This window comes from Bacteroides sp. AR29 (assembly GCF_900217715.1).
Classification (GTDB): domain Bacteria; phylum Bacteroidota; class Bacteroidia; order Bacteroidales; family Bacteroidaceae; genus Bacteroides; species Bacteroides uniformis.
On sequence record NZ_OBMS01000011.1, the window covers coordinates 48,346 to 74,279 of the forward strand.

The window sequence follows — 25,934 nt, forward strand, 5'->3', positions numbered from 1 at the left end:
TGCACAATATTAATATGCCATTAACACGATATTAACAAAATGGCCGACATGATATTAACTTGTTACATTACAACAAGTTAACATCATGTCGGCCCTAAAAACAGAGGTGGAAGCAAAATTTGCTTCCACCTTTTTCTGTTGCTTCCACCGCACTTCAAATACCGATGAACAAAGAGTTACAGAGCAGGTGTGGTAGAGTGGAAGCAAATAGTGCTATTTATTTCTCTGAAGTATAAAGTACCAGCTTTCCGGACTTCAATCCTTTAGCCCTTGCCTCAAACACAATCTCACCGGCTTGCTCGCCACTCTGCACAATAGCCGTCAGCTGACCGCTGAAAGCCGGCATCTTGGGCAGATGGAACAAATCGAGGCTGGTAGCATCTCCATTGGCAGCAGCACGATATTTTCCGGCACCCTTCACCGAGAAGTTTACCATGCGGCTGTCTGCCGGACAAAGGTTACCGTCCTTATCCACGACACGGACTGTGATATATGCCAGGTCCTTACCATCGGCAGACAAGCGGGTGCGGTCGGCAACCAGCTCCAGATGATGGGGCTTGCCAGCGGTACGAATCACCTTTTCTTCTGCAGGCTTACCGGAAGCATCATAAGCTACCACTTTCACTTCGCCCGGTTCATAAGGAACATCCATCCACATCAAGCGATAGCGACGCTGCAAAGCAAGGGAGTCCTGACCTTCCAAAGCACGGCTTTCATCAGCAGTAAGTTTCCGCTGTTTGCCATAACTCTTTCCGTTGACGAACAGTTCGGCACTGGGATAGCTGGTGTAAACAAAAACCGGAGTATTCTCCCCTTCCCTGCCCGGCCACGTCCAGTGCGGAAGGACATGCAGGGTATTTGCCTGCTTGTTCCATAGGCTGCGGTACAGATAGAAACGGTCTTTGGGGAGGCTTGCCAAGTCTATGATACCGAAAACGGAGCTGTGGCTGGGCCAGGAATCCGTACTATAAGGAGAAGGTTCACCCAAATAATCAAAGCCCGTCCAGACGAACTGTCCGATTGTCCAGTCATAATCATCAGCCAAAGCAAAATCCTCATCGGGAAGATTCGACCAGGAACAACACTCCACATCATAACCGGAGCACTGATGGTCATCGTACATCACACTGGCACCCTTCTGTACGGGAAATTTATAGACACCACGAGAACTTACAGTGGAAGCCGTCTCCGAACCGAGCACAATATTCTGTGGAAGAGTCTCATAAGACTCCACATAACGGTGAGCCCGATAATTAAGACCGGGTACATCAATCATTGCCGCAAACCCGTTGGCAAGCACACAAGTCACCTGGTCCATACCGCAAGTAACGGGGCGTGTAGGGTCTTCGCGATGGCAAATATCCTGCAGGAAAGAAGCCACTTTGTAGCCCTCGGGACTACATTGGGTAGGAACCTCATTTCCTATACTCCACATTACCACACAAGGATTGTTCCGATAATGATGCAGCATGTTTACCATATCCTTTTCTGCCCATTCGTTGAAATAGCGGTGATAACCATTCTCACATTTGGCAATATCCCATTCATCGAAAGGTTCCAACATCATCATAAAGCCCATCTCGTCACAGAGTTCCACCAATTCGGGTGTAGGCATATTGTGGGAGGTACGGACTGCATCACATCCCATATCCTTCAATAATGTCAACTGACGGCGAAGAGCAGCCACATTGACAGCCGCACCCAACGGGCCCAAATCGTGGTGATTGCATACCCCCTGGAATTTACGGTGCTTACCATTCAGGAAGAATCCCTTATCAGCTATAATCTCAATGCTGCGGATACCAAAACGCGTGGTATATTCGTCAGTCTGTTTGCCATCTACATAAATCTTAGATACTGCCTTATATAAATAAGGTGTCTCAGGGGACCACAGAGACGGAGCATTTATCAGAAAATTCTGCTCAAATGGCTGTCCGTGATTAATTTTCCGGCTATTATCCTTACGGGCTACTATCTTACCGTCCGGCGCAATAATATCAGTAGAAATACGAACATCCGCATCACCGGCATTCCGTATTGTAGTACGCAGACGCACGGAAGCGTATTCAGCAGAAACATGCGGTGTGGTGAGCTGTGTACCCCAAACTGGAACATGGACACGTTCCGTAGTAACTAGGCGGACATTGCGATACAATCCCGCCCCCGGATACCAACGGGAGGACTGGGGCCTGTTTTCCAGACGGACAGCCAGCACATTGTTTTTACCGTCGGCATTCAGCAAACCGGTAACATCGCAATGAAAAGAGTTATATCCGAAAGGCCAGAAACAAGCTTCTTTCCCATTGACATAGACCCGAGCCTCACTCATAGCACCATCGAAAACCAGAGTGACCTGCTTGTCGGCAGGAGCATCAAAAGCCGTACGATACCAACCGACACCCACATAAGGCAACCCTCCGGTACGCCCGGTCTTTACGGAAGCTTGCTTTTCAAGGTCTTGCGTAACCGCTACCTCCTGCAAATCGTTGTTGCGGTCGAACGGACCAAAGATGGCCCAATCATGAGGAATGGTCACTGTTTCCCACTTACTGTCGTCGAAATTTGTTTGTGTTGCTTCGGGAACATCTCCCTTGGTGAACTTCCAGTTCTTTTCCAACAATGCTTCTGTACGCTGCGCCATTGCCGCCAAGGCAAAAAAGGCGCAGCAGGAAAAGATAAGTATTGTCTTTCTCATTCTTCTTTAAAAGATTTTGTTAATATAATTATTTAAAAGCATCCATTATCACAGTGGGGCGACCATCTTCAGTGAATGCCCCCAGCCGATATTGGTTCGGCCTGCATTCCGGTTCCCAGTAGAACACACCCTTGCAACGTCCGCTGGTATTCTCCTTGCACTCTTTCAGGACGCGGGCCAGTTGGCGTTTCCCTTCTGCCAGTACGGAAGCACTTGCCAGATTCCCTTTGTCGTCAGCACACTCCATGCCGGTTTCCACCACCATCACGTCACAGTTGTATTTCCGGGCTACACTATTAATATTGGCAATACACTCGGTGATAGTTCTATCAGCTGTATATTCCTTGTGCTCGAGCATCGTCCAGTAAGGATAGAGCGACATGCCTATCATATCCCACTTACCGCCATTGGCTTTCAGTTCATTAAAGAACCAGGTATACAATTCGTTGTCATATCCATTGTCCAGATGGACGATGACAATGGCATCGTCGAAGACGGACTTTACCGCATCGTATCCTACATTGATAAAAGCAGCCAGGTTGGCAAAGTTCTTACGGTATTTCACTTTCTCGGAAGTGCTGTTGGAACCCTTTACATCACATTCCCTCACATCATAGGACGCACCGCTCAACGCAGCATCTTCATCCCAAAGCATCCCCGGACGGATTTCATTACCTACCTGAACCCACTTGGGAGTAACTCCTGCCGCTTTCAGCGCATTAAGTACATCGGCAGTATGGTCGGCGATGGCTTTCTTCAAGTCGGCCAAGTTCAGTCCTTTCCATGCAGCAGGCTTATGCTGCTGTCCAGGGTCGGCCCACCAGTCACTGTAATGGAAGTCTACCATTACGTCCATGCCCAGCTCTGCGGCACGTTTGGCTTTCGTCACCAAATCGGCCATATTGCACCAGTTATCGTGTTCTTTGGGGTCGACCCATACTCTGAGTCGAACCGCATTCAGGCCCAAATCCTTCATCAGCTGGAAACAATCGGTCTCCACACCGGAGGTATTGTAAAATTTCATACCCTTATGTTCCATCTCCGTCACCCAACTGATGTCGGCACCTTTAGCAAAGTCCGTAACCAGAGGTTCCTCCTTATCGGGAAGTCCACCAGCATTGGGGTCTGTCTCATTATTGCTGCTGCATGCAAATACTGCAAAGGCAATACAAAAAAAGAAAGTCAAAAACTTCATGTGTTTCATGGCGTTATCATCATTAATTGCGTACTGCAAATATAAGCATTTAGGGAATATAGAACTATATATCACCTTAATTTGTCAAAATACGGGTATCTGCAATCGTTTGCACAAACTTACAACCCGATAAACCTCAACGGATAAGCACAATTTACCTTATTACGTTATTTTTGCAATCGGATTAGGGAAGTTTACCTTATCTTTGTCCTCAAAACTATACCATGAATAAACCGCAGATTACCATCAAGGATATTGCCCGGGCGCTGAATGTCTCCCCCTCCACTGTGTCGAGGGCGCTGAAAGACAATCCGGACATCAGCAAGGAAACACGTGACCTTGTCCATGCCTATGCGCGCGAGCATAACTACAAGCCCAACGTACTTGCCGTAAATCTCCGCGCAAGCCGCAGCAATACCATCGGCGTCATTGTCCCCCAACTGGTACACCACTTCTTTTCCTGCGTATTGAGCGGAATTGAGAAAGCAGCGGCGGATGCCGGATATAATATCATAGTGGCGCAGAGCAGCGAATCGTACGAGCAGGAAGTGAAAATTGTACATTCTTTCCTTGCCGCCCGTGTCTGCGGAGTCATCGCTTCACTTGCCAAGGACACTTCCCAATACGACCATTACCAGGAGCTGCTGAACAACGATATTCCCATTGTCTTTTACGACCGTATATGTACGGGGCTGAAAACCGAGCGAGTGGTGGTGGACGACTATGCCGGCTCCTTTGCAGCCGTGGAATACATGATACAGACCGGATGCAAGCGTATCCTTTTCTATGGTGCGGCTCCCCACCTAGAGATTACCAAGAATCGCCGGAACGGCTACCTGGATGCCATGAAGAAGTATAAAATTCCGGTGGACGACAGCATGATTCTGTTGTGCGACACCCGTGAACGCGCCATCTCCATCACTCCCGACCTGCTGGAAAGCGAAAACCGCCCTGACGGTTTCTTTGCCATCAACGACGAGACAGCTTCGGGCATACTGTATGCCTGCAAACTGGTCGGCGTAAAAGTTCCCGATGAAGTATCCATCTGCGGATTCACCGACGGAGCCATTGCCCAAAGCACCGACCCGAAGCTGACTACCGTGGAGCAGCATGGCGAGGAAGTAGGTAAAAGCGCTTTCAGCATTCTGACCGGAAAGCTGGAGAGAGAAGAGAAAAGCAACAACAAGATAGTACGTACCAATCTGGTGATAAGAGGAACTACGAAATAATAAAACATATTAAACCATCATGAAAGTAAAACCCGATTTAAGTTTCTGGAAGCTGTGGAACATCAGCTTTGGTTTTTTCGGCGTACAGATTGCATATGCTTTGCAGAGTGCAAACATCAGCCGTATCTTTTCCACTTTGGGTGCAGACCCGCATAATTTGAGTTATTTCTGGATATTACCTCCGTTGGCAGGTATCATTGTACAACCCATCGTGGGGGCCGCCAGTGACAAGACCTGGACACGCTTCGGACGGCGCATCCCTTATCTGTTTATAGGTTCGTTGGTGGCCGTACTCGTCATGTGCCTGCTACCCAATGCCGGAAGCTTCGGCATGGCAGTAAGTACAGCCATGATTTTCGGACTGGTATCGCTGATGTTCCTCGACACCTCCATCAATATGGCCATGCAACCCTTCAAAATGATGGTGGGCGACATGGTGAATGAGAAACAAAAAGGACTCGCCTACTCCATCCAGAGTTTTCTCTGCAATGCAGGCAGCCTGGTGGGATATCTCTTCCCGTTCATCTTTGCATGGATTGGCATCAGCAATACAGCTCCCCAAGGAGTAATCCCCGACTCGGTGATTTACTCATTCTACATCGGAGCGGCCATCCTTATCTTCTGCGTCATCTACACTTCGGTCAAAGTAAAAGAGATGCCGCCTGCCGAATATGCAGAGTATCACGGCATCACCGAAGAAGAGGAACATGAAAAGACCAACATGCTGAAGCTGCTCATCAAGGCTCCGAAAGCATTCTGGACTATCGGACTGGTACAGTTCTTCTGCTGGTTTGCTTTTATGTTCATGTGGACCTATACCAACGGCAGCATCGCTGCCAATGCTTTTGACGCTCCTACAGTAGAGCACCTGGTAGATGGTGTCACCAAAGTGGTACTCGACACCAAGAGCCTGCAATATCAGAATGCCGCCGACTGGGTAGGCGTACTGTTTGCCGTACAAGCCATCGGCTCTGTGCTTTGGGCCATCTGCATACCGATGTTCAAGGACCGTCGCCGGGTCTACTCACTCAGCCTTGTTCTGGGAGGTATAGGTTTCATTTCCACCTACTTCATACACGACCCTTATATGCTCTTCATTTCCTTCTTGCTGATAGGTTGTGCATGGGCTGCCATGCTGGCACTGCCGTTCACCATCCTGACCAACGCACTGAGCGGAGGACACATGGGTACTTATCTGGGACTTTTCAACGGTACTATCTGTATCCCGCAGATTATAGCAGCTGCTTTGGGCGGCACCATCCTTGCCTTGTTTACTCCCCAAGGAGGACTGCCTCCTGAAATCAATATGCTTGTGCTGGCAGGAATCATGCTGATAATCGGCGCCGCCTGCGTATACCTCATCAAAGAGAACCAAGGAGAAAAAAGCAAGTAAGCACACGCCTCCGAAACATAACACACAAAGAACCGAGACCGGCACACCGTACAAAGGACAGCCGTTATCTTTGTAATAAAGACATGAATCATACCGTATGATTACCATAATCATATCGTATGATTCATGCTTTCATACCGTATGATTGTTACCTCTTCTTCTGACCGTACATAGCATCTGTTATTGACGAGCCTACCAGCCCTCCGGCAAGAAAGCAGGTAAAAAAAAGCCTACCGCACGTTTGTTTTTTTCCTTTCCATTTCTTCTTTATTTCCGCATATTGCTTAACTTTACGGCGATAACTACAGAAAACACGTCGCCATGAAGAAATACCTCAAGACCGATGAATGGAACATCATCGAAGACCAATTCCACCCCGACCGTCAACGGATGTCGGAAAGTATATTCAGTCTCGGAAACGGACGTTTCGGGCAACGGGGGTATTTTGAGGAGCCTTACAGCAGTGACAGTTACCGTGGTTCATTTGTGGCCGGCATCACTTTCCTGGACAAAACCCGCGTAGGATGGTGGAAGAACGGATTTCCCCCATATTACACCCGTATACCCAAGGCTGCTGACTGGAGCCGCATCAACCTGCGCCTCATCGATGAGGAACTCGATTTGGCAGGCTGGGATGTCGACAGCTTCAACCGCCGCCTGGATATGAAGGAAGGTATCTTCTACCGGGACATGGAGGTGACGTCTCCTCGCGGAAACCAGCTCCGCATCCATGTAGAGCATATCACAAATATGGCAAGACCCAACCTCTGTCTCATCAAGTACAGCGTGTCTTCCATCAACTATACCGGCAGAATCTCACTCGTGCCCATCCTTGACGGGAATATAGTAGACGATGCCGATCTGCCAAACCTGAAAATATGGAACATACTGCGTTCCGGTTCTACCAGCAGCTGTGCCTATCTCTGGACACAGACCCGCCGGGAAGATGCACAAGTGTGCTACGCCATGACTTACCAATTCTTCAAAAACAACAAGGAAACCACTGCCAACCTCATACGGATAGAAAAGGAAAAGCAGACCGGTTTCAGCGTAGGTGCCGACGTGAAACCCGGAGACAACGTGACACTCATCAAATACACCGCCATTGCTTCTTCTCTCTACCACGAACGGAGTGAATTGGTGGAACACTCCGTGGCCGAGGCACGCGAAGCCAAGAGCATAGGCTGGAATACGCTGGTAGAAGAGCATCGAAGGGCCTGGCAGGAAATCTGGGACGAAACGGATGTCGTCATCGAAGGGGATCCGGAAGCGCAACAAGGTATCCGGTACAACATATTCCAGCTGTATCAGACTTACCGGGGAGATGATCCGCGCCTAAACATCGGCCCCAAAGGATTCACCGGAGAAAAATATGGCGGAAATACTTATTGGAACACGGAACTGTGTTGTGTACCGTTTTTTCTGCTCTCCACTCCCAAAGAGATTGCAAAGAACTTGCTGGCATATCGGTACAACCAGCTTCCCAAAGCCATCGAAAACGCCCGTAAACTGGGTTTCAAGGACGGTGCAGCGTTGTTTCCGCAGGTAACCAACAACGGAGAGGAATGCCACAGCGAATGGGAAATAACCTTCGAGGAAATCCATCGCAACAATATCATTGTTTATGCCATCGTTCAGCATGCAGTACTGACGGGTAATATGGACTATATCGCCCAATATGGCCTGGAAGTTATGATTGCCGTCAGCCGCTTCTGGAGCCAACGGGTATCCTTCTCCCAACCCAAACAGAAATATGTCATACTGGGAGTTACCGGCCCGGATGAATACGAAAACAATGTGGACAACAACTGGTACACCAACTATTCCTGCATACAATGCCTCAAGATGACCCTCCGTTTTCTGGAAATGATAGCACAGCAATATCCGGACGAATATGCCCGCATACGCCGCATCACCAATCTCGACCAAGTAAAGGAAAGCGCCCGGTGGAGAGACATCATCGAACACATGTATCTGCCGGAAGACAAGGAACGGGGAATTTTTATCCAGAATGACGGCTATATGGATAAAGTACTGGAAAGTACAGATAACATTCCTGCCGAAGAACGCCCCATCAACCAACATTGGTCATGGGATCGCATTCTGCGCTCTTGCTACATCAAGCAAAGCGACGTGTTGCTCGGACTTTACCTTTATTATTTCTATTTCGACACGGAAACCGTCCGCCGCAATTTCGAGTTCTATGAGCCGATGACCGTACACGAATCCTCCCTTTCTCCCCACATCCATTCCATCCTGGCTGCACGCATCGGCAAAGTGGAAAAAGCTTACCAGCTTTTCCTGCATGCCACGCGGCTTGACCTGGACGACTACAACAACGAAGCGGACCAAGGCCTGCACATAACCAGTATGCCCGGCAGCTGGCTGGCCATTGTACGCGGATTTGCAGGTATGCAGGTGCTGAAGGAGACGTTGTGTTTCTCCCCTGTCATACCGCAAAAATGGGACAGCTATTCATTCAAGGTGAATTATCTGAAAAACACACTTCACATACGGGTAGGAAAAGAAATCGAAATCTCGCTTACAGCAGGCAGCAAAGTGGACATACAAGTCTACGGACACCCATATACGCTGGAACGGGGGACGGAATTGAAAATTAATATGCCAATGTGCCAATGACCTGCGGCGTGATAGCGCAGCATAAACATTGCGCAGCCAATTAGCACATTGGCACATTAAATCATCATTTATCCTATAACCGGGAGAACATTTGGTTGTTTTCCCGGTTTTATGTTTTTATATATACCTGAACGAATAACTATATACTTGTTTACCAATGAAAAAAATGTTTCTTTTCGCCCTGGTTACGACGTTGTTCATCACGTCGTGCGGGCAAAAACAAAAGGGTAGCAATACCCTTATCCGACCGGTGAAGACTGCGCAAATCAGTTCACAGTCGGTTATCCGCAAAGACTTCTCCGGAATAGTGGAAGCCGTGGAATATGTGAGACTTGCCTTCCGCGTCAGCGGACAAATCATCAGCCTCCCGGTTGTAGAGGGACAGCGGGTAAAAAAGGGGCAACTGATTGCCGCCATCGACCCACGCGACATCTCCCTGCAATATGCAGCCGACAAGGCTGCCTACGAAACAGCTGCCGCACAAGTGGAACGTAACAAACGGCTGCTTGGCCGCCAGGCTATCTCCGTGCAGGAATACGAAATCAGCGTAGCCAACTATCAGAAAGCAAAATCCACTTACGAGTTGTCCGGCAACAATATGCGGGATACGCGGCTGACAGCCCCTTTCGAGGGTTCCATCGAAAAACGGCTGGTAGAGAACTATCAGCGTGTCAATGCAGGAGAAGGGGTTGTACAGCTGGTAAATACACAGAAGCTACGAATCAAGTTCACCGTACCGGATGATTATCTCTATCTGCTCCGTGCCAAGGACGTAAAGTTCAAGGTGGTGTTCGACAGTTACCCTGCAGAGGCTTTCGATGCCAGACTGGAAGAGTATCTTGACATCTCCACAGCAGGGACGGGTATTCCGGTGACAATAACAATTGACGACCCGCACTTTGACCGTACACGTTATGACGTAAAACCGGGATTCACATGCAAAATAAAGCTGGCATCGGATGTCGCTCCCTTTCTGGAAGAAAAGCTGATGAATGTACCGTTAAGCGCCGTATTTGGCGACAGTGAAAACCGGAAAACGTATGTATGGGTGGTGGAAGGTAATAAAGTCAGTCGCCGCGAAGTGACCGTTTATTCTCCAACGGGAGAGGCAAACCTGCTTATTTCTAAAGGGTTGGAACCGGGAGAAACCGTTGTGACGGCCGGAGTATACCAGCTGACAGAAGGAGAAGCAATAAAGGTACTAATGTGATTAATCACATTGGCACATTACATTCCCCATTTATCTAAAAAATATTCATTATGAATCTAGCCCAATATTCATTAGACAACACGAAGATAGTCTACTTCTTTCTGGCTGTGCTGCTTATCGGCGGTATACTGTCATTCGGCAGGTTGGGAAAGAAGGAAGACGCACCTTTCGTCATCAAGTCGGCAGTCATCATGACACGCTACCCGGGAGCGGAGCCGGCAGAAGTGGAACGGCTCGTCACCGAACCCATCTCCCGAGAAATACAGTCGATGAGCGGCGTCTACAAGATAAAGTCAGAGTCTATGTACGGACTCTCCAAGATAACCTTCGAACTGCAACCGTCACTCTCTGCCACATCCATTCCGCAGAAGTGGGACGAACTGCGGCGTAAAGTGCTCAACATACAGCCCCAACTGCCCGCAGGCTCTTCTGTACCGACCGTCTCGGATGATTTTGGAGACGTTTTCGGCATCTATTACGGCCTGGTGGGTGACGACGGTTTCTCTTATGAAGAAATGAGAAACTGGGCGGAACGAATCAAGACACAAGTCATCACGGCAGACGGTGTGATGAAGGTAGCCCTTTTCGGTACACAGACAGAGGTCATCCATATATTCATCTCCGTAAACAAGCTGGCAGGAATGGGTATCGACCCCAAGCAGCTGGCCAGCCTGCTACAATCGCAGAACCAGATTATCAATACGGGTGAAATCAGCGCCGGAGAACAACAGTTACGCATTGTGGCCAACGGTACCTACACGACTGTCGATGATATCCGCAACCAGGTTATCACTACCTCCGGCGGACAAGTCAAGCTGGGTGACATCGCCATCATTGAAAAGGGATACATGGAACCTCCCGGCAATATCATGCACGTCAACGGAAAGCGCGCCATCGGTATCGGCATCTCCACCGACCCGACAAAGGATGTGGTAAAAACCGGTGAACTGGTAGACCGGAGGCTTGCCGAACTCATGCCCCTCATCCCCGTGGGGCTGGAACTGGAAAGTCTGTATCCCGAAAACGTGATTGCCAAAGAAGCCAACAACGGGTTCATCATCAATCTGATAGAATCCATCCTGATTGTGATTGTAATCATCATGCTGGTGATGGGCATGCGTGCAGGAGTACTGATTGGCTCTTCCCTTATATTCTCTATCGGAGGCACACTGCTCATTATGTCGTTTCTTGGCGTAGGTCTGAACCGGACCTCCCTCGCCGGATTCATCATAGCCATGGGAATGCTGGTGGACAATGCCATCGTGGTGACAGATAATGCCCAAATTGCCATTGCCCGCGGCATCGACCGCCGAAAAGCGCTGATAGACGGTGCCACCGGTCCCCAATGGGGATTGCTGGGAGCAACGTTCATTGCCATCTGTTCGTTTCTGCCACTGTATCTGGCTCCCTCTTCCGTAGCCGAAATCGTGAAACCGCTATTCGTAGTGTTGGCCATTTCCCTGGGATTAAGTTGGGTGCTGGCGTTGACACAAACCACTACATTCGGCAACTTCATACTGAAAGCAAAGGCTAAAGATGGTGATAAAGACCCATACGACAAGCCTTTCTACCATAAATTCGCCTCCATCCTCGGCACACTGATACGCAAGAAGGCGTTGACCCTTGGAAGCATTACAGCACTGTTCATCCTCTCCCTCATCGTCATGGGACTGATGCCCCAGAACTTCTTCCCTTCTCTGGACAAGCCCTACTTTCGGGCAGATGTATTCTATCCGGACGGGTACAGCATCCGCGAAGTAGAAACCGAAATGAAAAAGGTGGAAGCGCATCTGATGCAGCAGCCGGAAGTGAAACGGGTATCCGTCACATTCGGCAGCACACCGTTGCGTTACTATCTGGCCTCCACTTCCGTCGGCCCCAAACCTAACTTCGCCAATATCCTGGTGGAAGTAACGGACAGCAAATATACCAAGAAGCAGGAAGAGAACCTTGATGCCTACATGAAGGCCAACTATCCCAATGCCATCACCCGTACCATGTTGTTCAAACTCTCTCCTGCTGTAGATGCCGCCATTGAAATCGGGTTCATCGGCAATAACACGGATACGCTGGTCATGTTGACCAACAAGGCTCTGGACATCATGCACCGTGACGGCGAACTTATCAACGTGCGCAACTCCTGGGGCAATAAGATACCGGTATGGCATCCCGTTTACAGTCAGGAGCGTGCACAACCGTTGGGTATCTCCCGTCAAAGCATGGCACAGAGTATCCAGATCGGTACGAACGGCATGACACTTGGGGAATACAGGGAAGGAGACCAGGTACTTCCCGTTCTGTTGAAGGATAAAACTATCGACTCTTTCCGCATCAACGACTTGCGTACACTCCCCGTATTCGGCACTGCACGCGAAACAACCACTCTGGAACAAGTCGTCAGCCGGTTCGACTTCCAGTACAAGTTCTCCAATGTGAAAGACTACAACCGGCAGATGGTGATGATGGCGCAGGCCGACCCACGCCGCGGTGTGAATGCCATTGCCGCCTTCAACCGTATATGGAAGCAAGTGCAAGAAGAGATTGATGTGCCCGAAGGTTACACCATGAAATACTTCGGAGAGCAGGAAAGCCAGGCAGAAAGCAATGCCGCACTGGCAGCTAACCTGCCGCTGACATTCTTCCTTATGTTCGTCACCTTGCTGTTTCTGTTCCGCAGCTACCGGAAGCCGATTGTTATCCTGCTGATGCTGCCGCTTATCTTTATAGGTATTGTACTGGGACTGGTGGTATTGGGGAAATCATTCGACTTCTTCTCCATCCTCGGCTTGCTGGGGCTGATTGGAATGAATATCAAGAATGCCATCGTGCTGGTGGACCAGATTGATACGGAAACCGCTGCCGGAAAAGCACCGCGTGAAGCCGTTATCAGTGCAACGACCACCCGTATTGTCCCGGTGGCCATGGCATCGGGTACCACTATCCTGGGAATGTTGCCGTTATTGTTCGACGCCATGTTCGGCGGCATGGCGGCAACCATCATGGGTGGTTTGCTGGTAGCCTCGGCATTGACACTATTCGTGCTGCCGGTGGCTTATTGCGCCATTCATAAAATCAAGTGAGAGAACATTCAACAATTTACAGTTTACCAATTGAATGATGAAAACAAATATACTTATTCTATCATTACTGTGCTCAGGACTGAATGCCGGGGCACAACAAGCATATCTGAGCCGCGAAGAATACCGCGACAAGGTAGAAGCATACAGCCAGATTCTGAAACAACAGCATCTGAAAACATTCGCCAGTACCGAGGCACGCAAGATTGCCTCCACCGGTTTCCTGCCCCAGATTGACATCACTGCCGAGGGTACCGCCAATCTCAATCATCTGGACCAATGGAACAGTCCGAAAGGAGACTACCACCCTTATACCTATCAGGCACTTGCCACCTTGACGCAGCCGCTTTATACCGGAGGTTCCCTAATAGCCCAAAAGAAAGTGGCGCAAGCCGAAGAGGCACTGGACCAACTTACCACAGAGCTGACCCTCGACCAGATACACTATCAAAGTGACGCCGTCTATTGGAATGCCTCTGCCGCCCGTGCCGGTCTGAAAGCCGCGGCTACCTTTCAGGATATTGTACAACAGCAGTACGACATCATCCAAGACCGCTTTGATGACGGTGCCATCAGCCGCACAGACTTGCTGATGATTTCCACCCGACGTAAGGAAGCCGAATTGCAGTACATCAAGGCACGCCAAAACCATACCCTTGCCCTGCAAAAACTGAATATCCTTATGGGCTCGGAACCGGACGCTCCCATAGACAGCATAGCCGAAATAGATATACCGACTGCCTCCATCATACCTCTGGGCCTGGATGATGTGCTGCTTCGCCGGGCAGAATATGCCAGTACCTCCGTGAACATCGCCCGCAGTGAAGCGCAACGGCATGCCGCCCTCAGCCGCTACAACCCACAAGTCAGCATGTTTCTCGCTACCGGTTGGGATACGGGAATCACCTATATGGGGCAGGATGTACCTCATACTCCCGTCGTAGGAGTCAATGTCAGCATCCCCATCTTCCGTTGGGGAGCCCGCTTCAAGACAAACCGCCAACAGAAAGCCTATATCGGCATACAGAAGCTGCAACAAAGCTATGTAACGGACAATATTCTGGAAGAGCTCTCCGCAGCCACCACAAAACTGACGGAAACTGAACAGCAAGTCAAGACGGCCCAGGAGAATATGATACTCGCCGAAGAGAATCTGGGCCTTGTCACCTTCTCTTATAATGAAGGAAAAGCCAGCATGGCAGATGTGTTGTCCGCACAACTCTCGTGGACGCAGGCACACACCAACCTGATTGATGCGTATCTGGCGGAGAAGATGGCGATGGCTGAATATTGGAAGGTGGTTAGTGAATGAAATGCCCCTCAAAGAAAAACATACAAAAAACTCCGGCATAGCTTTACAAAGCCATACCAGAGTTTCTTTATATTTTTCCTACTGACCGTTTATCCCAGGAATGAAATCAGCACACCCGCCGCAACAGCCGAGCCGATTACGCCGGAGATATTACTGGACATACAGTAATTCAGCACATGGTTTTTCGGGTCATACTTCGTTGCTATTTCATTGCAGACACGGCTTGCCATGGGTACGGCACTCAGGCCGGTAGCACCAATCAGCGGATTGATCTTCTTCTTGCTGAATAGGTTGAACAGCTTCACAAAGAAAATACCTCCCGTAATGGACAATGCAAATGCCAAGAAACCACCAATCACAATACCGATAGTCGTCCAATTCAGGAATGCCTCACTGGTCATCGTGGCGCCAACGCTCAATCCTAAGAAGATGGTAGCTGCATTCATGATACTATTAGCAGCAGCATCAAACAAGCGGCTTGTATCCGAACCGATTTCCTTAATCAAGTTACCGAACATCAACATACCAATCAAAGGTACTGCTGTGGGCACAAATAAAGCAACAATCGTAGTCACTGCAATCGGGAAGATAATCTTCAATACACGCAGATTCTTAATCTCGGTTTTCGAAGGATACAGCTTCTCCTGCTCCTTCATGTTAATCATCAATTCCTTCTTGGTACAGAACAGCTTCACCACCATCGGAATGATGACCGGTACCAGCGCCATATAAGAATAAGCAGCAATGGCAATCGGTCCCAACAGATGGGGAGCCAACTTGATGGTAGTAAAGATAGCCGTAGGACCATCGGCACCACCGATAATGCCCAACGCACCTGCTTCCTGCGGAGTGAACCCTATCATCACAGCACAAAGCAGTACGGTGAAAATACCTAACTGCGCAGCCGCACCGAATATGGAGAGACGCAAGTTACGGAGCATCGGACCGAAGTCTGTCAGCGCACCCACACCCATAAAGATAACAGGCGGCAGAAAGCCGGTCTTAATCAGCATATAATAAATGAAGTTCATCAGTCCGAGGTCGTGCGCAATCTCGTGCAACGGCATCTCCCAAATATTCTTCATCACCCCGCCTACCATGACCATTCCGTTTTCATCTGCCTGAATCACCCCCATCTCGCCGCCGGGAAAGTTGGCAATGAGCACACCGAAAGCGATGGGTACCAACAACAATGGTTCATAGTGTTTCTTGATACCTAAATAAAGCAGGATGAAAGCGATGGCATACATCACGAGGAACGACGGATCAGCAATGATGTTACTGAAGGCCGTCATATCATAGAGTTTTGCAAATATATCTTCCATTATCCTATCTTCATTAATACATCATCTTCAGAAACAGAGTCACCCGGATTGACACAGATGGCAACAACCGTTCCATCAAAGTCTGCGCGGATGGCATTGTATGTCTTCATAGCTTCGATATAGCAGAGGAGGTCGCCACTCTTCACCTTGTCACCCACTTTCAACGGGGTTTCCTGCGCATTCTTTGTCAGGAAGAACTTGCCTTCGAGCGGAGCCGGAACGTCCTGACCTTCGCCTACGGGGGGAGCTGTCACCTTTTCGGTGGCCGAAGCGGGCAGGTCGATGTCACCGTATGCCACCGTCACGCGGTAAGCCTGACCGTCCACCTGCACAGTGAGCGTCTTGGGTTTGGCATCGTCCAGCGGAGACTTGTCACGTTCGGCACGGCGTTTCTCCACATCCTCCAGGAAGTCCTGCTTGGCCTTGCCACTCTTGTAAGCCTCGTATTGAGCCGGGTGCATGGCGTATTCGAAGAGCTCTTCGTCGTCCTCGCCCAGTTCCCACTTGTTCTCCTTCATCAGCTTGCGGTACTTGTCCAGAGCATCGGGATAGTTGTCCTGCGGATTGCCGGTGAAGAACTTGCGTCCTTCGCGTTCGGCCTTCTCTATGATTTCGGGAGCCAGCTGACCCGGCAGCTTACCTGCCTTGCCCAACAGCATATCCCAAATGTCATCGGCAATCATACCCCAGCGTTCCTTGCCTTTCTCCATAGCAATGACGTTCATCATGGAAAGGTTCTTGACGTACTGGCTGAACGGAGTCACCAACGGGGGATAACCCACGCGCGGCCAAACATATGCCACTTCGTTGAACAACTTGATGAGCAGTTCATCCTGCTTCATGAAGGGCAGGTTGCGTTTTGCCTTGTATTTGTTGATGGACTCCAGATTGGATTCCAAGTCTGCCATCAGACTGCCCATCATGCCACCCGGCAGTCCGGGACCAATCAGCAGGGAGTTCATCAGGCGGTTGCGCGGGCTGATGTACAAGCCAAGGAAGTCGTCCATAAACTCCTGGATGAGTGCGCGTACCCTCATATATGCCTCCATATTGACTTCGGGCACCTGGAAGCCTGCATCCTTCAGCATGGCCTGCACACTGAGCAAGTCGGCATGTCCCGTACCCCAGGAAAGCGGCTCCATGCCTACGTCGATATAGTCGCAACCCGCTTCGCACACTTCAAGAATACTTGCCATATTGAAACCGGGACCCGCATGACTATGATACTGGATAGGAATATCGGGATGCGCCGCCTTGATATTGGCCACAATCTTGCCCAAAGAAACCGGACGTCCGATACCTGCCATATCCTTGATGCAGATTTCGTCGGCACCTGCCTTGATAAGCTTCAGTGCCATCTCCGTGTAGTATTCTACGGTATGGATGGGTGAATGGGTGATGCAGAGCGAGCATTGGGAAATCATTCCGGCATCGTGTGCATAGCCAATAGAAGGAATGATATTGCGGGTATCGTTCAGACCGCAGAAAGTACGCGTGATGTCCGTACCTTGCGCTTTCTTCACCTTATAGAACAGCTTGCGCACATCGGCGGGCACGGGACTCATGCGGAGGCCATTCAGGGCACGGTCCAACATGTGGGTCTGGATACCGGCTTCATGGAACGGCTTCGTCCACTCGCGCACGGCTTTATTCGGATTCTCCCCAAACAGCAGATTTACTTGTTCAAAACCTCCACCATTGGTTTCCACGCGCGCAAAACAACCCATCTCAATGATGGCGGGAGCTACTTTCACCAGTTGGTCAACACGGGGTACATATTTTCCGGCACTCTGCCACATGTCCCTGAATACCAAACTGAACTTAATTTCCTTTTTCATACTAAATTATTCGGTGTGTTTTTATATAAGATTATTATTTCAGATTTTTTCTACCTTAGCAACTTTACCCTTACCTTGTGTCACTACTGTTACGGCTGCACTGATAGCTGCCAGAATATTACCGGGGACAGGTGCGGGACCATTTGCCGCAGCTTTAGCCGGTGTCACCTCTTCGGGCGCATATTTATTCACCAATGCAATAAGAGATTTTCCTAAGTTAATAACAATCAGCAGGATAGCGAAGACTGTTGCCATACCTACCACCATCAGCAAAAGTGCTGTATTCAAGTTTTCCATATTATAAATTATTAGTTATTCAGCCGAATTTACGAAAAATCGCTCGAAATTAGCGATAATCCATTAAAGAAAGGCAGAGAAGAATGATAAAAGATGCTAAAAAGTAAAGCTTCCCGCACAACCAATGAGGCGGTACAGGAAACTTTTAGCATAAAACGGTGTCAGTCATCAATTGCTTTCAAGGAAGGAGAATCAGCCCAACGGATTCTCACCCTGGTCGCCGTCGTTGCCGCCGGGGGTTCCACCGGTATTGTCGCCGGGAGTAGTACCGGTGGAGGTAGAAGTCTTACCCCACTCTTTCCAAACAATCTTTGTATTCACCATGCTGCGGGTAGTCACCTGATTGCCACTATTACGCTCCACTTCGGGCAGGAAACGGACACGTACTCCGTTTATCAGCGAAGCGCTTACCTCCTCAGCCGTCGGCACCCCTCTTTTGGTAGAGGTAGCAGTATAGTAGAAAGTGCCTATACCGTCTATCTTCACAGTACGTCCCTGCCCCATGAAATTGCTCAATACACGCCCCAAGTTCTCCATCACCGCATACGTGTCACCACGGGTCACGGTAGAAATGAAAGACAGTTCATCTGCCACTTCACGGGTAGTAACCGCCTTGCCCCAGGTTACTGATTGAGGATACCACAAATCGTTTACTTTTTTTTGAACTCTTTTAAAAAATGCCATAATCGTAATGTTTTAAATGATTAATAATAGGTATATTCTGTTTCTCTTGTCTCACCCGAGAAGCAGAAGTTTTCATCGTGAGGCCTCAACGATTCAGCCGTCTGCTTTTCTCAAATTCGATGTTGCAAAGTTAGGGTGGGAAACAAGGGAAAACAAGAAAATGGCATCTACAACCGATTTTCACAAATCACTCAAAAACAAAGGATTACAAAAACCATATCTCTACAAGAAGAAGGGGGGAAATAAAGCTTAAATAAGAGGAATAAGGTGATAATCTCTACAAGCGACACACGCAAACCCCTGATAATGAAGCCACCTGTATCTTCCTATCTCTACAAGGTAATTGTTATAAGTTATTCTTTGCAATATGACATCATTTATGAGTTTATGCCAGTGAAAAGAAAGAATAAACACATAGAGAGAATGTGCCTCTCTACGTGTTTGGCTGATTTTACTTTGTTACCGCATTATACAAATCCTGATAGGTTTTCACCACACTATACACCAAAGTTCTATCGGCAGGTTTCGAGCAGGCTGTCAGCCCCAGAAGGAGAATCAGCAGGAGAAAAAGGAAGGTATGTTTCATCTTGAAATTTTGTGTTTATAATAAGTAAGGTGTAAAATCGGTAAGGAACGAGCTTACTTCAACAGTTTTCATAATCAATGCATATTAATCGTTGCAGAAACAAAGGTAACACTTTCTTCCCACAATAAATAAAGAGGTACAAAGTTTTTCATTACTTTGTACCTCCTCTTTTTCTTCGACTTGCATCATTTATAGCCGTGAGTCAGCAAAAATCGTATAGCTTAGAACTCGCTCGTAAAGTGGAACTTGATATGCTTGAAGTCCATCTGCGCCATCTGCAACACATATCCGCTGTCCGCCAGGAACACATCCCTACCCTCGCGGTCTTTCGCCATGTACTGGTATTTGCGCTTCTTGAAGGCTTCCAGTTCAGCCGCATCATCGCTCTCAATCCAGCAGGCTTTATACAGACTGAGCGGCTCCCAACGGCACTTCGCACTGTATTCGTTCTCCAGACGATACTGGATGACCTCGAACTGCAACTGCCCCACCGTACCGATAATCTTACGCCCGTTGAACTGGTTGACGAACAACTGCGCCACACCTTCGTCCATCAACTGGTCGATACCCTTGGCAAGCTGTTTCTGCTTCATCGGGTCGGCATTCTCAATGTACTTGAACATCTCCGGAGAGAAACTCGGAAGCCCCTTGAAGTGAAGCGCCTCGCCTTCGGTCAGCGTATCGCCAATCTTAAACGTACCGTTATCCGGCAGGCCGATAATATCTCCCGCCCAAGCCTCATCGACAGTTGTCTTGCGCTGCGCCATGAACTGCGTAGGCGACGAGAAACGCATCGTCTTGCCATGACGTACATGCAAGTACGGGGCATTGCGTACAAACTTCCCGGAGCAGATTTTGCAGAAAGCGATACATGAACGGTGATTCGGGTCGATATTGGCGGTTATCTTGAAGATGAATCCGGTAAATTTAGGTTCTTCCGGCTCCACCTCACGTTCTTCCGCCTTCACGGAACGGGGACTGGGAGCAATCTCCACAAAGCAATCCAGCAGTTCCTGCACACCGAAATTATTCAGTGCCGAACCGAAGAACACAGGAGCCAGCTCACCCTTCAGATATTCCTCCTTATCGAATTCGGGATAAACACCGTCTATCAGTTCCAGTTCGCCACGCAGCTTATCGGCCAGCTGGGCACCAATCCGGTTGTCCAATTCCTCGGTATGGATGTCCACTTCCACCTTCTCCGTCACTACCTGCTTGCTGGGCTGGTAGAGGTTGAGGTTATGCTCGTAGATATTGTAGACACCCTTGAAACGGACACCGCTCTCGATAGGCCACGTCAAGGGACGCACGTGGATGTGCAGTTCCTCCTCCAGCTCGTCCAACAGGTCGAACGGGTCTTTGGCTTCACGGTCCATCTTGTTGATGAAGATAATCACCGGCGTATTACGCATACGGCAGACCTCCATCAGCTTGCGTGTCTGCGTTTCCACACCTTTCGCACCGTCCACCACGATGATAACACTGTCCACAGCCGTCAGCGTGCGGTAGGTATCTTCAGCAAAGTCCTGGTGACCCGGAGTATCAAGGATGTTGACCTTGTAGTCATGGTAGTCGAACTCCATTACAGAAGTGGTAACGGAAATACCACGCTGTTTTTCAATATCCATCCAGTCCGACGTTGCCGTCTTCTTTATCTTATTGCTCTTTACGGCACCCGCCACCTGGATTTGTCCACCAAAAAGCAACAGCTTCTCGGTCAATGATGTCTTACCGGCATCCGGATGCGCAATAATCGCAAACGTTCTCCGTCTCTCTATTTCGTTGTTATTGGCCATATATCAATTAGTCAGTAATAATCACTCTTCCAAATTCTTCATGCAGACGGCAAGGCTCGCCTCCCAATGGGGTATATCGATGCCGAATGTCTTCTTTATCTTTGTCTTGTCCAACACAGAATAATGCGGACGCGGTGCCTTGGCAGGGAATTCGTCCGTATGCAGCGGACTTACCTTGCAGCTCTTGATACCTGCCAGACGATGGATAGCCAACGTAAAATCATACCACGAGCAGACTCCCTCGTTGCTGAAGTGATAGATGCCGGGCACGATTCCCTGGCTGATAGCCGCAAAGATGGCGCGTGCCAAATCATTGGCGTATGTCGGCGTACCTATCTGGTCGAATACAACTCCCAGCGTCTCGCGCTCGCGTCCCAAACGGAGCATCGTCTTCACAAAATTATTTCCATAAATGGAATAGAGCCACGCCGTACGGATGATCATGGCACGGCTGCAATACTTCATCACCGCCTGCTCACCCGCCAGTTTGGTAAAACCATATACTGAATTGGGACAAGTAGCCGCCTCTTCCGTATAGGGGGTGTGTCCGGTTCCGTCAAAAACATAGTCGGTAGACACTTGTATCAATGCAGCACCGCAAGCTTCGGCAGCGGCAGCCAGATAGCCCGGAGCGACATGGTTCAGCTTGTCGCAAAGCTCCTGATTGTCTTCCGCCTTGTCTACAGCCGTATAAGCGGCGCAATTCACGATTACATCTATCCGGTTGTCCTTCACAAACCCGTGCACAGCTTGTTCGTCGCAAATGTCCAATTCCTGCACGTCAGTGAAAAAATAAGCATGTTGTCCGTTTTCTTTCGACAACACTCGCATTTCATTGCCAAGTTGACCGTTGGCACCGGTTATCAGAATATTCATTTAATAAAGTTACACTTATATATAGAATGTTACGATGAACAATATTTTCCTCCATAATTATCAATTATCCATCAACTCCAATTCTCCCCGCTTCTCCTTGTCATAATAGTTGGCAAGCAACGAGACGAAACCGCTGATGGCCTCCATAGCCTTTGCCGTGCCCTGACTGATTTCCTTCTTCTGCAAGCGCAACAGCAGCACTCCATAAAGCGCCTCGAAACAAGTGTCTACCTCAGGCTCCTCTTTCCGGCCGCTCTTCTGGCGCAGCTCCACGATAAAAGGCAGTGCCTTGAAATAAGCCGCATTATAGAACGGATATTTCGTAGAAGCCAGTAATTCGCCATGCAGCTCCGTCAGGTTCAGAATGACATTCCGGTTGATTTGCAGATGTCCTTTTTCCGTTACGCCTTCCGCACGCATCATATCTGCCAGATTTCCATACCATTCTTCCAACGCAGGCCGTTCCTCCTCCGGATAGCGCAAAATGATGTTCTGGCGTATCCGGTCTATGTCACAGCCGTTGGCACGGAGCAAATCCTCCACCTGCCACATATATATAAGGTATTCGGCTATATTCTTTTCTTTCAGTTGTTGCGCAATCTTCACGATAAAATGTATGAATTATGATTTTTCACCTTCCCACTCAATACAGCGATTCACCCATCAGCGTAAACACCAATCCCACCACAGACACCACAATGACAATGCTCCCGATAATACGGTTCAGCATCCAGATGCCACGCAAGTTGAATTGTGTACGGACTTTATTGACAAAAAAGGTAATGCCAAACCACCATGCCAAAGCGCCCAATGCGATGGCCAAGTATCCGGTAACGGCCTCGAATACCAGCACTCCCTCACTTACAAAAGCGAAGCGGGCGAAAAGGCCTACAAAAAGGAATATAATCAGAGGATTGGAAAGCGTGACGGCAAACGCCGTTATGAAGTTATGAAAATAGGAACCCTTGTTGATGGATACCGGACGGATGGACTGTACCGGATTGCTGCGGAACGTATAAACGCCAAACGCCAACAGAAGAATGCTTCCGAAAAGTTGCAGGTAAAAGATGTTCTTGTTGACATAATCAAAAACGAAACTCATCCCGTAGCCCGTCAGCAAAGCATATGCAATATCGCTTAGCGAAGCTCCTATCCCCGTTACGAAACCATACCACCGTCCTTTATTCAAAGTACGCTGAATACACAATACTCCTACAGGACCCAATGGCGCGGACACAATGACGCCGATAATGAACCCCTTCCACAATATGTCAAATATGGTCTCTATCTGAATCATGGCTGCAAATATCGGACTTTTTTATGAGACGAACGAATAGTGTTAACGTTTTTTCGACGGAAAAGGATTTTAAGAAGTAAAGATTATCCATTTTACATATTATTCCGTATATTTACCTCCGAACTTAACAATACCCCCTTATGAAACGAATAAAAAAAACTCTAACACTCGTTTCCATGGCCGTCTTACTACTGACGGCATGCGAAGCCCCCAAGGAACTCGGTGTGGTTCCATATCCGCAGTATGCCCAAACAACGTCAAAAACAGTAGAACTGCCATCTACGGTAACCTTCTCGACCAATCTGGCGAAATCCGACATGAATGACCTGCTGGCCTATCTGCCGGACTTTGCCATCCCCATGAAGCTTGTCGACAAGAACCCTTTTGTAACGATAGAAATAACGGACGCAACGGATAATCCAATCGCTGCCGAAGGCTACAACCTGACAGTCAGCAAACAAGGTGTAAACATTCAGGCCTCCTCCGCTGCAGGTGCCTTCTATGGACTGCAAACCCTGGCACAACTTGCCCGTAACGGGAAGAAACTGCCAGTCACGACCATCAAGGACGAACCCAGATTCCCCTATCGTGGGCTGCACCTGGATGTTTCAAGACACTTCTTTAACACGGACTATGTCAAGAAACAAATAGACCTGGTAGCCACCTACAAAATCAACCGCCTGCATTGGCATCTGACCGACGGTGCCGGATGGCGGCTGGAGATTCCGGGCTATCCCCGCCTGACAGAATTCGCAGCCTGGAGAAAAGCCGCCAATCTGCAGGATTGGGGGAAATATGACCATCACTTCTGCGAGAAGGATGAAGAAGGAGCCTATGGAGGCTACTATACGGAAGCGGATGTACGTGAGGTTCTGGAATATGCCCGCTTGAGGCATGTCACCGTTATCCCCGAAATAGAAATGCCGGGACACTCGGGAGAAGTACTGGCAGCCTATCCACAGCTGTCCTGTACCGGCAAGCCTTATACATCCGGCGAAGTCTGTATCGGAAACGAAGAGACCTTCAAGTTCTTCGAAGATGTGCTGGATGAAGTGATACGGCTGTTCCCTTCCCGGTATATCCATATTGGAGGTGATGAAGCCAGCAGACGCCACTGGAAGGCATGCCCCAAATGCCAGAAGCGCATGAAGGAAGAAGGGCTCAAAGATGAAAGTGAGCTGCAAAGCTATATGATAGTCCGCATAGAGAAGTACCTCAACGACAAAGGGCGTGAAATCATCGGCTGGGACGAGATACTGGATGGAGGCCTGGCCCCCAACGCAACCGTCATGTCGTGGCGGGGTACGGAGGGTGGCATTGCCGCCGCCCGCATGGGGCATTACGCCATCATGACACCGGAGAGCCACTGCTATCTGGACCACTACCAGGATGACCCTGAGACACAGCCGCTGGCGTTTGGCGCCTGCATCCCCATCGGACAGACCTACTCCTACGACCCGGCTCCCGATTCATTGGGAAGTGATATCTGCAAATACATATTAGGCGTGCAAGGCAATGTATGGGCTGAATATCTGCCCACTTACGAACATGCCGAATATATGATATACCCACGCATCATCGCTCTGGCAGAAGTAGGCTGGACTCCCATGGAGAACAAGCATCCGGAGAGTTTCAAGAGACGTATCAACAACGAAATACGATACATCCGGACGAAAGGGTACAACCCGTTCACCTTGTCGGAACAAGTGCAGACCAGCCAGACCGTTGACTATGCCAAGAAAAAAATCATGCTGTCCCTCACCTCCGAAAAACATCCGATTGACATCCGCTACACAACGGACGGCTCCGAACCGACTGTATCTTCCAAGTTATACAAGAAACCGTTTGCCGTAAAAGACTCCATATTGCTGACCGCACGCCTTTTCGACGGAGAAAAGCCTATCGGAAAAAGCCTTCACCTGCGCACCGACTACCATAAGGGCATAGGCAAAAAGATAACCTATGCACCGGGCGGCAGATACTATCAGCATAAAGAAGTATACAAAGGCGGCGGTGACGCCGGTCTCCTCGACGGACTTCGCGGCGGCAAAAGCTACATGGACGGACGATGGCAGGGCTTCTGCCCCAATGATTTGGATGCCATTATCGACCTGGGCGAAGTGACCGCCATACATCGGGTCATGGCCAACTTCATGCAAATCCGTACCCCACAAGTATTTCTCCCTGCCAAAGTGGAAGTATGGGCATCTGTTGATGGCAAGAACTTCACCCTGCTGGGCAGTGATATCTGCAGCGAGGAAGAGGCCGGAAAGGACGTGATATTCCGTGATTTCGGCTGGATTGGCACCCCCACTGAGACACGATATGTACGCTTCCATGCCATACAAGGGAAGAAGCAATTCTTATTTACGGATGAAATCGTCATACAATAACACACATCCGGTTTTTATGAAACAGAACAAAAAACGCATACGAGTAAAATTGCATGCGTTTTTTGTTTTCCTTTTTTTCTCCTCCCCACCG

The 25,934-nt window shown here is 49.1% G+C and carries 18 protein-coding genes; 7 read left to right on the forward strand and 11 right to left on the reverse strand.

The window, feature by feature from the left end; translation table 11 throughout:
* Window positions 1-217 precede the first annotated feature (217 nt).
* Window positions 218-2,695, reverse strand: coding sequence for a glycoside hydrolase family 2 TIM barrel-domain containing protein (locus CSD97_RS09030; RefSeq protein ID WP_098032305.1), 2,478 nt, complete (start codon window positions 2,693-2,695; stop codon window positions 218-220).
* A 28-nt stretch (window positions 2,696-2,723) separates the two neighbouring features.
* Window positions 2,724-3,899, reverse strand: a complete 1,176-nt coding sequence (locus tag CSD97_RS09035) for a glycosyl hydrolase 53 family protein (RefSeq protein WP_098032306.1) — start codon at window positions 3,897-3,899, stop codon at window positions 2,724-2,726.
* Window positions 3,900-4,114: 215 nt separating this feature from the next.
* Between CSD97_RS09035 and CSD97_RS09040 the strand changes: the two genes are divergently transcribed.
* From CSD97_RS09040 to CSD97_RS09065, 6 genes are all read left to right on the forward strand, one after another.
* Window positions 4,115-5,119 (forward strand): LacI family DNA-binding transcriptional regulator, encoded by a 1,005-nt coding sequence (locus tag CSD97_RS09040; protein WP_008663890.1) that lies wholly within the window; start codon window positions 4,115-4,117, stop codon window positions 5,117-5,119.
* Window positions 5,120-5,138: 19 nt separating this feature from the next.
* A complete protein-coding gene (locus CSD97_RS09045; RefSeq protein ID WP_035449528.1) occupies window positions 5,139-6,512 on the forward strand; it encodes an MFS transporter in 1,374 nt (457 codons plus the stop codon).
* 321 nt (window positions 6,513-6,833) lie between these two features.
* Window positions 6,834-9,152 (forward strand): family 65 glycosyl hydrolase domain-containing protein, encoded by a 2,319-nt coding sequence (locus CSD97_RS09050; RefSeq protein WP_098032307.1) that lies wholly within the window; start codon window positions 6,834-6,836, stop codon window positions 9,150-9,152.
* Between the two features lie 157 nt (window positions 9,153-9,309).
* Window positions 9,310-10,362 carry an efflux RND transporter periplasmic adaptor subunit gene (locus CSD97_RS09055; RefSeq protein WP_034523118.1) on the forward strand — a complete coding sequence of 351 codons (1,053 nt, stop codon included), beginning with the start codon at window positions 9,310-9,312 and terminating at the stop codon, window positions 10,360-10,362.
* 50 nt (window positions 10,363-10,412) lie between these two features.
* On the forward strand, window positions 10,413-13,442 hold the full coding sequence (locus tag CSD97_RS09060; RefSeq protein WP_098032308.1) for an efflux RND transporter permease subunit: 3,030 nt from the start codon (window positions 10,413-10,415) through the stop codon (window positions 13,440-13,442).
* A gap of 34 nt (window positions 13,443-13,476) precedes the next feature.
* Entirely contained in the window at window positions 13,477-14,751 is a 1,275-nt protein-coding gene (locus CSD97_RS09065) for a TolC family protein (protein WP_098032309.1), read from the forward strand.
* 89 nt (window positions 14,752-14,840) lie between these two features.
* On the opposite strand, the gene CSD97_RS09070 is transcribed toward CSD97_RS09065, so the two are convergent.
* The 9 genes from CSD97_RS09070 to CSD97_RS09110 all read right to left on the reverse strand — a co-directional run bounded on the left by CSD97_RS09070 (window position 14,841) and on the right by CSD97_RS09110 (window position 23,450).
* Window positions 14,841-16,076: a sodium ion-translocating decarboxylase subunit beta gene (locus CSD97_RS09070; protein WP_005826328.1), complete on the reverse strand. Its 1,236-nt coding sequence runs from the start codon at window positions 16,074-16,076 to the stop codon at window positions 14,841-14,843.
* The gene (locus CSD97_RS09075) at window positions 16,076-17,914 is read right to left on the reverse strand and encodes a biotin/lipoyl-containing protein (protein ID WP_098032310.1); all 1,839 of its coding nucleotides are present in this window, start codon (window positions 17,912-17,914) and stop codon (window positions 16,076-16,078) included. Before CSD97_RS09075 ends, CSD97_RS09070 begins: the two co-directional genes overlap by 1 nt.
* A gap of 39 nt (window positions 17,915-17,953) precedes the next feature.
* Window positions 17,954-18,211, reverse strand: coding sequence for an OadG family transporter subunit (locus tag CSD97_RS09080; protein ID WP_005835732.1), 258 nt, complete (start codon window positions 18,209-18,211; stop codon window positions 17,954-17,956).
* Window positions 18,212-18,403: 192 nt separating this feature from the next.
* A complete protein-coding gene (locus CSD97_RS09085) occupies window positions 18,404-18,895 on the reverse strand; it encodes an HU family DNA-binding protein (RefSeq protein ID WP_005835731.1) in 492 nt (163 codons plus the stop codon).
* 451 nt (window positions 18,896-19,346) lie between these two features.
* The gene (locus CSD97_RS19200; protein ID WP_005826323.1) at window positions 19,347-19,481 is read right to left on the reverse strand and encodes a hypothetical protein; all 135 of its coding nucleotides are present in this window, start codon (window positions 19,479-19,481) and stop codon (window positions 19,347-19,349) included.
* A gap of 221 nt (window positions 19,482-19,702) precedes the next feature.
* Window positions 19,703-21,277 carry a peptide chain release factor 3 gene (locus CSD97_RS09095; RefSeq protein ID WP_005835727.1) on the reverse strand — a complete coding sequence of 525 codons (1,575 nt, stop codon included), beginning with the start codon at window positions 21,275-21,277 and terminating at the stop codon, window positions 19,703-19,705.
* Window positions 21,278-21,298: 21 nt separating this feature from the next.
* Window positions 21,299-22,153, reverse strand: a complete 855-nt coding sequence (gene rfbD, locus CSD97_RS09100) for a dTDP-4-dehydrorhamnose reductase (protein ID WP_005826319.1) — start codon at window positions 22,151-22,153, stop codon at window positions 21,299-21,301.
* Window positions 22,154-22,213: 60 nt separating this feature from the next.
* Window positions 22,214-22,759, reverse strand: coding sequence for a DUF4924 family protein (locus tag CSD97_RS09105; protein ID WP_005826317.1), 546 nt, complete (start codon window positions 22,757-22,759; stop codon window positions 22,214-22,216).
* Between the two features lie 37 nt (window positions 22,760-22,796).
* On the reverse strand, window positions 22,797-23,450 hold the full coding sequence (locus CSD97_RS09110) for a LysE family transporter (RefSeq protein ID WP_005826316.1): 654 nt from the start codon (window positions 23,448-23,450) through the stop codon (window positions 22,797-22,799).
* Between the two features lie 140 nt (window positions 23,451-23,590).
* On the opposite strand from CSD97_RS09110, the gene CSD97_RS09115 reads away from it, so the two are divergent.
* The gene (locus CSD97_RS09115) at window positions 23,591-25,843 is read left to right on the forward strand and encodes a family 20 glycosylhydrolase (RefSeq protein ID WP_005835722.1); all 2,253 of its coding nucleotides are present in this window, start codon (window positions 23,591-23,593) and stop codon (window positions 25,841-25,843) included.
* The last annotated feature ends 91 nt before the right edge of the window (window positions 25,844-25,934 follow it).